The 13845-nt window shown below is 60.2% G+C and carries 8 protein-coding genes and 1 tRNA gene; 8 read left to right on the top strand and 1 reads right to left on the bottom strand.

Annotated elements, in window-relative coordinates; all coding sequences use genetic code 11:
• Positions 1–499 precede the first annotated feature (499 nt).
• The 7 genes from gltB to ACX80D_RS17470 all read left to right on the top strand — a co-directional run bounded on the left by gltB (position 500) and on the right by ACX80D_RS17470 (position 12502).
• Positions 500–5101: a glutamate synthase large subunit gene (gene gltB / locus ACX80D_RS17440; protein WP_459324138.1), complete on the top strand. Its 4602-nt coding sequence runs from the start codon at positions 500–502 to the stop codon at positions 5099–5101.
• A complete protein-coding gene (locus ACX80D_RS17445; protein ID WP_459324133.1) occupies positions 5094–6548 on the top strand; it encodes a glutamate synthase subunit beta in 1455 nt (484 codons plus the stop codon). The genes gltB and ACX80D_RS17445 overlap by 8 nt, the downstream gene beginning before the upstream one ends.
• Before the next feature lie 72 nt (positions 6549–6620).
• Entirely contained in the window at positions 6621–8102 is a 1482-nt protein-coding gene (pyk, locus tag ACX80D_RS17450) for a pyruvate kinase (RefSeq protein ID WP_459324134.1), read from the top strand.
• A 464-nt stretch (positions 8103–8566) separates the two neighbouring features.
• Positions 8567–8911: a helix-turn-helix transcriptional regulator gene (locus ACX80D_RS17455; protein ID WP_459324135.1), complete on the top strand. Its 345-nt coding sequence runs from the start codon at positions 8567–8569 to the stop codon at positions 8909–8911.
• Positions 8895–9176 carry a HipA N-terminal domain-containing protein gene (locus tag ACX80D_RS17460; RefSeq protein WP_459324136.1) on the top strand — a complete coding sequence of 94 codons (282 nt, stop codon included), beginning with the start codon at positions 8895–8897 and terminating at the stop codon, positions 9174–9176. The genes ACX80D_RS17455 and ACX80D_RS17460 overlap by 17 nt, the downstream gene beginning before the upstream one ends.
• Before the next feature lie 273 nt (positions 9177–9449).
• The gene (locus tag ACX80D_RS17465) at positions 9450–10136 is read left to right on the top strand and encodes a HipA domain-containing protein (protein ID WP_459324139.1); all 687 of its coding nucleotides are present in this window, start codon (positions 9450–9452) and stop codon (positions 10134–10136) included.
• Positions 10137–10564: 428 nt separating this feature from the next.
• Entirely contained in the window at positions 10565–12502 is a 1938-nt protein-coding gene (locus ACX80D_RS17470; protein WP_459324137.1) for a hypothetical protein, read from the top strand.
• Positions 12503–12833: 331 nt separating this feature from the next.
• Here ACX80D_RS17470 and ACX80D_RS17475 read toward each other — a convergent pair whose 3' ends face one another.
• Positions 12834–13436 carry an ANTAR domain-containing response regulator gene (locus tag ACX80D_RS17475; RefSeq protein WP_062289945.1) on the bottom strand — a complete coding sequence of 201 codons (603 nt, stop codon included), beginning with the start codon at positions 13434–13436 and terminating at the stop codon, positions 12834–12836.
• A gap of 180 nt (positions 13437–13616) precedes the next feature.
• Between ACX80D_RS17475 and ACX80D_RS17480 the strand changes: the two genes are divergently transcribed.
• Positions 13617–13697: transfer RNA gene (locus tag ACX80D_RS17480), tRNA-Leu, on the top strand.
• Positions 13698–13845 lie beyond the last annotated feature (148 nt).

The raw sequence follows: 13845 nt of genomic DNA on the forward strand, positions 1-13845 counted from the left end.
GCGATGCATGGGATCGCTTTCAACGACCTAGCGAACCGCCGTATGCGAGGCCCGCACGTACGGTGGTGTGAGAGGAGGGGCGGGAAACCCGCCCCTCCTACTCGATTGCCCAAAATCTTGCTGGGCTGGGCTGGGCTGGGCTGGGCTGGGCTGGAGGACAGCGCCCCTTGGTGCCGAAGAAAGCCCCTAGCCGCTAGGTGGCAACGCTCGAATTATTACTGATCGTGCAGATCTTTCCAGAATATAAGATGAGTGCTTTCTCGTGTTTCCGGCGGCGTTATAGTAAAAACCGCTGCATAAAATGACGGGCCCATGAAGTCTTAGTTCATTGTGCAATTGCACTATCAATCGTGTTGGGAAGATCCGCTTTCGCGGCCCAAGGGCCAGTGTTGTCCCCACCAACGCCCACTATGGGAAGGACAATCACGTCGTGACACAGAACTCTGCACATGACTCCCACCGCTCTGAGGCGCTCTCACCGTTCACCCGCTTTGCATCCATGCCAGAGCAGAATGGACTCTATAACCCGGCCGCCGAGAAGGACGCCTGTGGGCTTGCCGTCGTTGCTACCTTGCGAGGCACCCCTGAGCACGACATCGTCCAGAAGGCCCTCATCGCTTTGCGTAACTTGGAGCACCGCGGAGCCGTTGGTGCCGATGAGGGAACAGGCGATGGAGCCGGAATTCTTACGCAGATCCCCGATGCTTTCTTCCGCGAGGTCGCCGGCGTCGAACTTCCAGCACAAGGCAACTACGCGGTAGGAACTGCCTTCTTGCCCACCGATCCGCAGGAGCTGGCTGCAGCCCGTGCCGGTCTGGAATCCCTCGCTGAAAATGAGGGGTTGCAGGTTCTAGCCTGGCGTGACGTCCCCGTTGTGGACGGGCTCGTGGGTGCCAGCGCGAAGGCTTGCCAACCACACTTCAGCCAGCTGTTCCTCGCGCTGGCTACGGAGCCAGCCGCAACGAAAGCAACGGGATCAGCAACAGCTTCAGCACAGCCGCTAGCCACCGATGAGGCCAACGAACTGGACCGGAAAGCGTTCCGCCTGCGCAAACGCGCCCAGCAGAAGCACGGCGTGTATTTCCCCTCGCTGTCGTCCAAGACCATTGTCTACAAGGGCATGGTCACTACTGCCCAGCTGGAGCCTTTCTACCCGGACCTCTCTGATCCGCGTTTTACGTCCAAACTGGCCGTCGTGCACTCCCGTTTCTCCACCAATACCTTCCCGTCATGGCCGCTGGCTCAGCCCTTCCGCACCATCGCCCACAACGGTGAAATCAATACCGTCAAGGGCAACCGGAACTGGATGCGCGCCCGCCAGTCCACCATGTCTCACGCACTGTTGGGCGACACTCCCGAAGAGTTGTTCCCCATCTGCACCCCCGGCGCATCGGACTCAGCCTCCTTCGATGAGGTGGCGGAGCTGCTGTGGCTCTCGGGACGCCCCATCACTGAGGCTGTCATGATGATGATCCCTGAGGCTTGGGAAAACCACGCCACCATGGATCCGGCCCGCAAGGCTTTCTACGAATACCACTCACTCTTGATGGAACCGTGGGACGGGCCAGCCGCTGTGTCCTTCACGGATGGCACGCTTGTCGGTGCCACTCTGGACCGTAATGGGCTGCGCCCGGCCCGTTACTGGGTCACCGATGAAGGCCTGGTCGTGCTGGCTTCCGAGGTTGGCGTGCTGGATCTGGATCCCGCAACCATCGTCCAGAAGGGTCGCGTTGCACCCGGCACCATGTTCTTGGTGGACACCGCCAAGGGTGAACTCATCAGCGATGAAACCATCAAAGCCCAAGCCGCAGCCGCTCGCCCCTACGAGAGCTGGGCCAAGGAAAACACCATCCAGCTGGCCGATCTGCCCGAGCGTGAGCATGTCATCCACACCAGTTCCTCTGTGCTGCACCGCCAGCGCACCTTTGGCTACACCACCGAAGAATTGCGGATACTGCTCGGTCCCATGGCCAAGAATGGCGCCGAGCCCCTAGGTGCCATGGGAACCGACACTCCCGTGGCCGTACTTTCACAGCGCCCGCGGCTCTTGTTCGACTACTTTGTGCAGCAGTTTGCCCAGGTCACCAACCCGCCGCTGGATGCCATTCGCGAGGAGCTTGTCACCTCGCTGAACACCACCATTGGCCCGCAGGGAAACTTGCTCTCCCGCAACAAGGTCACGGCACCGCAACTGGCGCTGACCTTCCCTGTGATTGACAACGATGACCTGTCCAAGATTTCCAACATGGAAACGCCCGTGGCCGCTGATGGCTCCGGTGGCGAGAAGATCTCCATGAAGGTGCGTGGCCTCTACAAGGTCGACGGCGGTGAGGGCGCCTTGCGTGCCCGACTCTCCGAAATCGGTGAGCAGATCTCCGGCGCCATCAACCGTGGTGTGCAGTACATTGTGCTCTCCGACAGGGATTCTTCTGCTGTGTGGGCTCCCATCCCGTCGCTACTTCTGCTCAGCGCCGTCCATCACCATCTCCTGCGCAGCGCCAACCGCACCAAGGTTTCTTTGGTCGTAGAAGCAGGCGACGTCCGCGAAGTTCACCATGTTGCCGTGCTGGTGGGTTACGGTGCAGCAGCCGTAAACCCCTACCTCGCCATGGAAACCGTGGAAGAACTCATCCGCACCGGCGACGTCACCGGAGTTACGCCCGAAGAAGGCGTGAGGAACTTGATTAAGGGCCTTGGCAAGGGTGTTCTGAAGATCATGTCCAAGATGGGCATCTCCACCGTGTCCTCCTACTGTGGTGCGCAGACCTTCGAAGCCCTTGGACTGTCTCAAGACCTGGTCAACGTCTACTTCACCGGTACCGTGAGCCAACTCGGCGGCGTGGGCTTGGATGTTATCGCCAAGGAAGTCTCAGCACGCCACATCCTTGCCTACCCCGTGGACGGTGTGGATGTCCCGCACCGCCCGCTGTTGGGCGGCGGCGAATACCAGTGGCGCCGTGATGGAGAACCGCACCTGTTCAATCCAGACACCGTGTTCCGTCTGCAGCACGCCACCCGCGAACGCCGTTACGACATCTTCAAGAAGTACACCCAGGGCATCGATGAGCAGGCCAACAAGCTCATGACCTTCCGTGGTTTGCTCACCTTCAAAGAAGGAGTGCGCCCGCCGGTACCGTTGGAAGAGGTGGAATCGGTCGCCAGCATCGTCAAGCGATTCTCCACCGGTGCCATGAGCTACGGTTCCATATCCGCCGAGGCGCACCAGACACTGGCCATCGCCATGAACCGTCTGGGCGCCAAGTCCAACACCGGTGAAGGCGGCGAAGATGTTGAGCGCCTTCTTGATCCGGAGCGTCGCAGCGCCATCAAGCAGGTTGCCTCGGGCCGCTTCGGTGTGACCAGCTTGTACCTGACGAATGCCCAAGACATCCAGATCAAGATGGCGCAGGGCGCCAAGCCCGGCGAGGGCGGCCAGCTGATGGCCAAAAAGGTCTATCCCTGGATTGCCGAAACACGCCACTCCACCCCGGGCGTCGGCTTGATTTCTCCGCCCCCGCACCACGATATTTACTCCATTGAAGACCTCGCCCAGCTCATTTATGACTGCAAGCGAGCCAACCCCATCGCTCGGGTTCATGTGAAGCTAGTGTCCGAATTGGGGATTGGCACCGTGGCCTCCGGCGTGACCAAGGCCAAGGCCGACGTCGTTCTCGTTTCCGGGCACGACGGCGGAACCGGCGCCAGCCCGCTGAACTCACTCAAGCATGCGGGGATGCCGTGGGAGCTTGGTTTGGCCGAGACTCAGCAGACGCTGCGCCTGAATGGGCTGCGCGAACGGGTTGTGGTGCAGGTGGATGGTCAGCTCAAGACTGGCCGCGATGTCATCATTGCCGCGCTACTCGGTGCCGAAGAATACGGTTTCGCCACGGCCCCGCTGGTAGTTTCCGGTTGTGTCATGATGCGGGTTTGCCATTTGGACACCTGCCCCGTGGGTGTTGCCACGCAGAACCCGGAACTTCGTCAGCGTTTCACTGGCAAGCCCGAATTCGTGGTCAACTTCTTCGAATTCCTTGCTGAAGAAGTCCGCGAACTGCTGGCAGAACTCGGATTCCGCAGCATTGAAGAGGCCATTGGCCAGTCCAATGTGCTCGATATCGAGACGGCGCTGAACCATTGGAAGACGGCCGGTCTGGATTTGAGTCCCATCCTCTCCGACGCCGGTGTCCCCGCCGATGCGCCCGTCCGTCACCTGGTTAATCAGAACCATGAATTGGATAAGCACTTCGATCAGCAACTAATCGCTATGTCCGCCGAGGCGTTTAGCGGCCGGGCACCGGTGAAGATCAGCGTCCCGGTCATCAATACCGATAGGTCCGTTGGAACGCTGCTGGGCCACCACGTCACCAAGACGTTTGGCATTGACGTGCTAAGTCCGGACACCATTGACGTGACGCTGACGGGTCAGGCTGGCCAGTCGTTGGGTGCTTTCCTACCCGCCGGCATCACGCTGCGCCTGCTGGGCGATGCCAACGATTACGTAGGTAAGGGCCTCTCCGGGGGCCGGATCACGGTCCGCCCTGACCGCAACAGCACCTTCGTGGCTGCCGAGAATGTCATTGCTGGCAACGTCATTGGCTACGGAGCCACGAGCGGTGAAATGTTCCTGCGCGGCATCGTGGGGGAGCGGTTCCTAGTCCGTAACTCCGGAGCCACCGCCGTGGTTGAAGGCATTGGTGATCACGGTTGTGAGTATATGACAGGTGGTCGCACCCTGATCCTGGGCCCCACCGGACGCAATTTTGGTGCCGGCATGTCCGGAGGCACTGCTTATGTTCTGGACTTGGACCCGAGCCAAGTCAACAAGGTGGCTCTGGACTCCGGGGAATTGACGCTTATGCCGCTCGACGCCGCGGATCAAGATCTGGTCCACACGCTCTTGCAGCGCCACCTCGATGAGACCGAATCCGAAACAGCAGCAGCCTTGCTGGCCGATTTTCCTGCCACCGTTGCACGCATAACGAAGGCGCTGCCGCGCGATTACGCAGCAGTTTTACAGACCCGCTTGGCAGCAGCCGAGCTGGGCGAAGACCCGGACGGCGCAACCGTTTGGCAGAAAATTTTGGAGGTCACCGGTGGCTGATCCGCACGGTTTCTTAAACACTCGCGAACGCATCACCCAGACCCGCCGGCCCGTTCCGGTGCGCATCATGGACTGGAAAGAAGTCTACGAGGCCCAAGAAAAGGGTGTGTTGAAGTCCCAAGCGGGGCGCTGCATGGACTGTGGTGTGCCGTTCTGCCACCAAGGCTGCCCGCTGGGAAACCTCATACCCGAGTGGAATGACCTTGCGTGGCGTAACAAGGGCCAAGAGGCCATTGAACGTCTGCATTCCACCAATAACTTCCCGGAGTTCACAGGACGGCTGTGCCCGGCCCCGTGCGAAACGGCCTGCGTGCTGGGCATCAATCAGCCTGCCGTAACCATCAAGCAGGTGGAGGTCTCCATCATTGATGAGGCTTTCAACCAGGATTGGGTCCACCCGCTTCCCCCGGCCCGCCTCACAGGTAAGACAGTCGCCGTCGTAGGTTCCGGTCCGGCAGGGCTGGCAGCGGCACAGCAGCTGACCCGAACGGGGCATACGGTGGCCGTGTATGAGCGCGATGACCGGATTGGTGGCTTGCTGCGCTATGGCATCCCCGACTTCAAATTGGAGAAGGAGAGCGTTGACCGCCGCGTGGCCCAGATGGAGGCTGAAGGCACTCGCTTCCGCACCGGAGTGGAGGTGGGCAAGGATCTGGGGTGGGACGAGCTACGCCGCCGCTATGACGCCGTCGTGGTGTGCATTGGCGCCACGGTTCCGCGCGAACTGCCCATCCCGGGCCGTGCCCTGAAGGGAGTCCATGTGGCCATGGATTACCTGGTTCAGGCTAATAAAGTGGTTGCCGGTGATGTGCTGACAGAGCAGATTGATGCTCGCGGCAAGCATGTGGTCATTTTGGGTGGCGGCGACACCGGCGCCGACTGCCTCGGCACGGCCCACCGCCAGCAGGCAGCATCGGTGACCACGTTGGCCATTGGTGCGCAGCCGCCGGTGGAGCGTACCGCCAATCAGCCGTGGCCCACGTTTCCCAACCTCTTTGAAGTTGCCAGCGCCCATGAGGAAGGTGGCGAGCGGACGTACTTGGCTTCCACCGTCGAATTCATCGGTGAAAACGGCGTACTGACAGGGCTGAAGATTGCGGAGACGGAATTTGTTGGCGGACGCAGGGTTCCCAAGGAGGGGACCGAGCGCGTAATTGCCGCAGATCTGGTGTTCTTGGCCTTGGGCTTCACCGGACCTGAATCGGCAGAACTGGTGCATCAGCTGCCTGTGACTTTGGATGCTCGCTCGAATGTTAACCGTGATGGTTATTACATGACGGATCGTGAAGACGTATTTGTTGCCGGTGATGCAGGGCGTGGGCAATCGCTGATTGTCTGGGCCATTGCGGAGGGACGGGCATGTGCGGCGGCCGTCGATAAGCACCTGATGGGGGAGACATACTTGCCTGCTCCCGTCTCACCTAGCGATTCAGCTATGAGTGTTTAGCGGCAAAGCGATAGGCTGTTACAAGGTCACCCAAAGATTTCTGCTGAAAAAACCATATACAAGGTAGGTACATTGAGACGCGCAAAAATTGTTGCGACTTTCGGGCCGGCAATCGCCAGCTATGAAAACACACTTGCGGTACTGGAGGCGGGCGTCAACGTAGCCCGCATGAACATGAGCCACGGCGACTACGGCGTGCACCAGAACACGTACGAGAACGTCCGGAAGGCTGCCGAAGCTCTCGGCAAGCCCGTCGCCATCATGGCTGACTTGCAGGGACCCAAGATCCGCTTGGGCCGCTTCGCTAATGACGTAGGCTACGACCTCGCCGTGGGCGATGTTTTCACCATCACCACCGAAGATGTTCCCGGCACCAAGGACATCTGCTCCACCACCTTGAAGTCCCTCACCGAGGACGTCAAGGTTGGAGACATCATGCTGATCGACGATGGCAAGGTGTCCGTTCGGGCCACTGCCGTTGACGCAGTGAAGGTTGTCACCGAAGTTACCGTTCCAGGTAAGGTCTCCAACAACAAGGGCATCAACCTGCCCGGCGTTGCTGTGAATGTCCCTGCTTTGAGCGAAAAGGATGAGAGCGATCTTCGCTGGGCGCTTGCCTGCGGCGTAGACCTCGTTGCTCTGTCGTTTGTGCGTGATGCAGCTGATATCACTCGCGTTCACGAGATCATGGATGAAGAAGGCCGCCGCGTGCCGGTCATCGCCAAGATCGAGAAGCCGCAGGCTGTTGCCAACTTGGAAGCCATTGTTGATGCGTTTGACGCCATCATGGTTGCTCGTGGCGACTTGGGTGTGGAGCTTCCCCTGGAAGATGTCCCGCTGGTTCAGAAGAAGTGTGTTGAAATGGCACGCCGCTGGGCCAAGCCCGTTATTGTGGCAACCCAGGTTCTGGAATCCATGATTGAAAGCCCGCGCCCCACCCGCGCCGAGGCTTCGGACTGTGCAAATGCAGTGCTCGACGGCGCGGATGCAGTCATGCTCTCCGGCGAGACCAGTGTTGGTGCTTTCCCGATCGAGACCGTCAAGGTCATGGCGCGGATCATCGAAGCGGCTGAAGCTGAAGATGGCCTCAAGCTCATCCCGAAGCTGGCTTCCGAGCCGAAGACCCGCGGTGGCGTCATCACGGCAGCTGCCGTGCAGATCGCCAAGCAGCTCGATGCAAAGTACATTGCAACGTTCACGCAGTCCGGCGACTCGGCTCACCGCCTGTCCCGTCTGCGACCGTCCAAGCCGGTTCTGGCCTTCACCCCGGTGGAGAGCGTTCGCAACCAGCTCGCACTGGCTTGGGGCATTGAGCCCGTGCTGGTCCCCATGGTTTCACACACGGATGCCATGACCGAGCAGGTTGATGCGACTCTGTTGGAGAAGGGCCTCGTTGACGAAGGCGATCTGGTTGTTATTGCAGCCGGTTCCCCTCCCGGACAGGCCGGTTCCACCAACCTGGTCAAGGTTCACAAGGTAGGCGACCTCGCCGACCTGGGCAAGGCCAACGACCGTACCGGCCGCGAACGAATTGGTCCCTGGCCCACTAACTAGTAGTCACTGCTCGAGTTCATCTCGAGCCCTGACCCGTTAGAGCACGACGGCGGCACCCACCCTTCGCTTCACGCGAAAGGCTGGGTGCCGCCGTTGTTTGTTAACGGGTCCTGATTGCCGAGACCTCTTGTGGGATCCAGTGCTACCTGTCATTAGCAAATCACTCTGACCACGACGATGCAACGCCTGGCGCAGACGTACTAGAGCTTCCTCTGCGTGAAGTAATGGTCAACGTCATGGTGACGACACTGACATGTCGGCACTCTCGCATCGGATCCAGACCTAGGTCCACGTGCTGCCTGTAAGTAGAGTCTTCTTACTTCTCCACACCCCAGCGCCAGGGTGCCCAAGGCAACGGGAGCTGTCGTCGCGACGATGACACGCTCGTAGAGGGGGTAACACCTCGCGCGGTCGAACGGGTAATAGTTTATACATAAATGGGGTCTAAGGGTATACTATTACCCATGGGACGTCGAGAAATTGGTTTAACCCGCACTGCCGAGGACGCGATTGTCGTGCTCGGGCAGCAAATTCGGATGGCGCGCGCTGCGCGAGGAATGACAGCCGAGCATCTCGCTGGCACAGCCGGCATTACGCGGAAAACCTTGGCGACCATCGAGCGCGGAAGCGCCGCGAGCAGTATCGGCAACGTGTTCAACGTTGCGTCGATCGTTGGTGTCCCCCTTTTCGGGGTTGAGGATCCCAGTGAACTCATCGCGCTCCGCCGACGAGGCCAGGAACGACTCGCGCTGCTTCCCGCACGTGTCGACAAGAAGCGAAAGGACAATGACGATGGCCTCGACTTCTGACATCTATGTGTGGGCGTGGCTGCCCGAGACGACCGCGCCGGTGCCCGCTGGCCGGCTTCGGGAGGGTGCGCCCGGCCAGTTCTCCTTCGACTACGGTCGGCGGTACTTGGCGCGCGGAAATGCCATCTCCCTAGCTCCAACCCTCCCGCTATCCCAGCGAACGTTCGGACCTACTGGGTCATTGGGGCTACCTGGTGCTCTGCGCGACGCGTCACCAGATGCATGGGGCCGGCGCGTCGTTCAGTACCAAGTCACCGGTGACTGAGGTGACGCCGCCGACACGGGTGACCTTGACGAGCGCACATACCTCTTGAACTCCAGCTCCAACCGCTTCGGCGCTATTGATTTCCAGAGGTCAGTCACAGACTACGTCCCGCGCGCTACTACACCCGCCCCGCTGGAAACTCTCCTGAACGCCGCAGACCTCGTTGAAACCGGAGGCGATCTGCCGTTCGAACTCGAGCGAGCTCTCCTGAGCGGTACAGCGATGGGAGGGGCGCGACCGAAGTCGGTCATCGACGACTCAGGTCGCTAGTACATCGCGAAGTTCACCGCATCCAATGACCATTTCCTTGTGGTCGGGGCAGATGCAGCGAGCATGTTTCTCGCCAAGAAGGCGGGGCTTGACGTTGCTCGAACTCGCGTCGAGAGCGTCCTCGTTCGAGGTGTTCTGCTAGTTGAGCGATTCGACCGAACGAACGACGGCGGGCGCATCTTTGTGGCGAATGCCCTGACACTGACCGGCCTAGACGAGATGCAGGCGCGCAGCGGCAGCTATGTCGAGTTTCTGGACGCTCTTCGTAGCAACGGTGCTCCCGAGGGTAGTGCCTCCGAGCTCTTCGCGCGCATCGCATTCAACATGGCAATCTCCAACTCCGATGACCACCTTCGGAACCACACGGCACTCTGGGACGGGTCTGTAGCGATACTGAGCCCCGCCTATGACCTCTCGCCCATGAGGCGCAGCGGAGAGACGGCGTCGCAGGCCATCGCCTATGACAGGAACGGGGCAAGGAGGAATAACGTATCTGCCCTCATCGCCGCCCGTAGTCTCTATGACCTGACCAGAGACGAGGCCCATGACATCGTTGCCCGAATCGAAGGTGCTATTCGTGAGCACTGGGCGGAGGCTGCGGACTTCGGAATGCTGACCAGCGCCGACAGGCGCCTTCTATGGGGGCGGCAGTTTCTCAATCCCGGCACCCTCTACGGTTTCCGTGATTGATGAAGTTCGACCATGGGCAAAATCGCCAAGGCGGCTGTTTCGATCAGCACTCAGGAACTGCCGGCACGCCGCCGGCCAAGGGACCCTAGGCCCGGAGCGGCGTGGGGATCTATCCACTTACACAAGAAGCGCTCCGCGCTGCCCAATACAATCTCTCACCTGGGATTACCACTCTTGCTGATGGTCACAATGAACCTTTGGCTGGGGACGCGAAAGTGAGAAAATTGACATCTAAAACCTGAACCTACAGCGCCGCTGGCCGAGTTTGTCGAGACCCTTTTCGACCCAAAGTTATCCACAGGGGGCAGTATTGCCGGGTTTCGGGGTGACGCCATGCGCTACCGTTTCCACTATCCGACGAAGCGGAAGATTGTTGTTTTTGCGGGCATCGCGGACATAGCGAACATGGCTGCCTGGAGGCGATGGATGTGCGGTGCACAAGAGCGGTATGGGGAAGAGCTCTGGCGAGTGCCGCATTGGTGGCGGCCATAGCCTTGACGGGAGGCGCGCCGTCATTAGCGGTGCCCGGTGATGACGCCGCCACCGTGGATGTGGTGGAGCCTGGCCCTGCACCCGTTGTTCTGAAGGAGGGGCCGGACGGTAAAAGCTACTGGGAACTGACCGTGGAGGGCGAGGGTGCCTATATTGCGTCATGGGAGCGCTCAAGTGGGCTGTGGCGGAGTACCGATGATGCTGCCGCAGCGCTGACGGCAATGTACGACTGCACGAACAAAGCCGTGTTGAAATATTCCGACCAGTTTGCCAGTTACGGAGCGTTCAACGACGCGCCGGGGACCAAGTATGACCCCGAGACTAGATTAACCATCACCGATCCTGCGACCGTCAAGGCAAGGGACGCATGTTTGGACGACTCCCACATCAGTTCGGACCAGGTCACCAGCTTCCGGGACAAGTCAGACAAGGGGAACAAGGGGGAGTCGGGTACTTTGGTGGTCATTCAAATCCCCACGGTCTTGACCGGCCCGGGCACGCACGAGCTTTTCATCGCAAAATTCGTGTTTCTGGCAGCCGGCAATCCAGTGTGCCCGAAGAAAACGTGGGCCTCCGGCCCCGGTATCCGAGGCGGATCGATCACCACAAGATGCAACCCCATCCTGAAGGACCCCAACACGTTTACCGTGACCGTACCGCTTAATACTTCGGCAACAGTCCTTGGCGGACCGGTGGTGGAGCCGGGCACCTGGTTCGCGCCGAGCGCTTACAGCAATTTTCGGGTATTCGAGGCGGCTCCTACCGATCATTCAGGGACGTTGCTCGCCGGTCTGTTGAAAACGGCTGGACCGGCCCTGTTGCTGGGTGTGGTGGTGGCGTTGCTGGTGGCGGGATCGACGTCACTGCTGGTGGCGGGCGCCGGGGCTGGGTCCGCGTCCGGGGGCCTGACAGCAGCTGTTCGCCGTGTAGTCCCTCCATCCTGGCGATACGGCGACCCCACGTCCGCAGCTCGTATATCTCCCGCTTCGGACTCCCGCCCCTGGTGGTCCTTCTTGTTTGGTCCGGTGCACGGCCTGCGGGCGTTCCTCATCGTGCCGGCCTGTGCCGCCTTGGCTGCAGTTGGCCAGGAGGGTTTTGCGTGGACTGAACGTTCCGCCCGGATGGCCTTGTCTTTCCTAGTAGCATTCCTGCTATTGAATTATGGTTCCATGGTGGCCCGGTGGACCGTGGCGCGCCGGCATGGGCGCGGCCACTTTCCCCGGGTCACCGCGAGGCCGCTCTACGTGGTGGTGCTGCTGGCATCACTGGTCTTGGCCCGGGTGGCCGGTCCGGAGCCTGCGCTGGTTTTTGCGGCCGTGCTGGGGGTCGATTACAGTCTCAACACCAAGGATGCGGGGCCGGGCAGGCCCGCCCTTGCTGCCATCGCAGGCAGCGTGTACATGGCGGTGATGGGCCTGGTTGCATGGGCCGGATACACGTTCCTCTCTGCAAACCCTCTCGAGTCATTTATCAGGTGGAATGAGATCCAGCCGGACTATGTGGCAGCCGTCAGTGACGCAGGAGGTTTCACTACCCTCGCGGCAGGGGAGCTGCTGGCCATTGTCGCGGTGGTTGCTGTGGCTGCACTGCCGATCACGTTGTTGCCGCTTGTCCCGTTCGATGGGGCACTGGTCTGGACGTGGAACCGCGGTGCTTGGGCCGTTTGCTACATCGTTGCCGTTGCGCTGTACAGCTTTATGCTGCAGCCCTGGCCCGGGGACGGCATGCCGGTTCACTTCGCAGCGTGGCTTGGCCTCTTTGCTGTCTATGGGTTGGTTGCCGGCGGGGCGTGCGTGGTCATGGCCAGATGCAGGCGCCGAGAGCGCGTGGCCATGGACCGGGCGGAGGTCACGCCGGTGCGAAGCGAGGGATAGGGCGAGGGTTCGCGCGGGGAAGAGTTGGCCTAAACTGGAAGTGCTAGCTCAGGGAATCATGGCTCGAGTTCGCCTCGACCACTGACCCGGTAGAGCACGACGGCGGCACCCACCCTTCGCTTTACGCGAAAGGCCGGGTGCCACCGTTTTTTAACCATTTGATAGCCGGCCTAGCTTGCCGAGACAGGTTGTGTCCGGTGGTCGAGCCTGTCCAGACCCTGTTCCCAGCCAGGCACAGCCGGCACAACGAAAAATGCCGCAGTTTGACGTATCTGCCATAGTTCAAACCCTGGCAGATGCGTCAAACTCTGGCATCTCTGGTGTGAATGGACTAGTTGACTTGGTTGATGATGGTCTCGGCGACTTCGCGCATGCTCAGGCGGCGATCCATGGAGGTCTTCTGGATCCAACGGAAGGCCTCGGGCTCGGTGAGGCCCATCTTGGTGGTGAGCAGGGACTTGGCACGCTCTACGAGCTTGCGGGTGGCGAACTGTTCCTGAAGGTCGGAGACTTCCTCTTCAAGGGCCTTGATCTCCTCGTGGCGGGAGAGCGCGATCTCCAATGCGGGAATGAGATCGGCCGGGGTGAAGGGCTTGACCACGTAGGCCATGGCGCCGGCGTCACGTGCCCGCTCAACGAGTTCCTTCTGGCTGAAGGCGGTAAGGAGCACAACGGGGGCGATGCGGGCCTTGACGATGATCTCAGCAGCTGTGATGCCGTCCATGACGGGCATCTTGACGTCCATGAGAACCAGATCGGGCTTGAGTTCCTTGGCGAGCTCCACGGCCTTCTCGCCGTTGTCTGCTTCGCCGACTACGTCGTAGCCTTCGCCGCGAAGGATTTCCATGATGTCTAGGCGGATCAGTGTCTCATCCTCGGCAACAATCACACGGCGTGCGGGCGAGGTGGGGGTTGTATCCGGCTGCTCTGACACAGAAAGCTCCTTTAGGGTGGTGAGTTACACCACATTTTGTATATTTTGAGCCCTATACGGGCTCTAGTTCCACAAAACAGCCTATATGCATGTAGAGTAGTTGCGCGCACTGGTTCGGAAGCGATTCAAGAACCGGAGCGTGATCTTTGTAACAGAGTTCATTTGAACACTATTACTAAGGCCCAAGTGGCGGAACGGCAGACGCGCTGCACTCAAAATGCAGTATCGAAAGGTGTGTGGGTTCGAATCCCACCTTGGGCACACTGTGCGAAGAATGACCTCCTGGAAACGGGGGTCATTTTTCAGTACGCCCAGCATGGGCATTTGCTTGGAGGTGAAAGTCCTCTGGTCGAGAAGGTGGTTTAAGACCTAGTCAATGGCAACTGCGTCACCGTGAGGTGGGGTGGGA

The organism is Arthrobacter sp. Sr24 (assembly GCF_054511175.1).

What these genes read in the sequence shown, in the direction of transcription:
- gltB (WP_459324138.1), top strand. Translation starts at nt 500, where the DNA reads ATGCCAGAGCAGAATGGACTCTATAACCCGGCCGCCGAGAAGGACGCC.
- ACX80D_RS17455 (WP_459324135.1), top strand. Translation starts at nt 8,567, where the DNA reads ATGGGACGTCGAGAAATTGGTTTAACCCGCACTGCCGAGGACGCGATT.
- ACX80D_RS17460 (WP_459324136.1), top strand. Translation starts at nt 8,895, where the DNA reads ATGGCCTCGACTTCTGACATCTATGTGTGGGCGTGGCTGCCCGAGACG.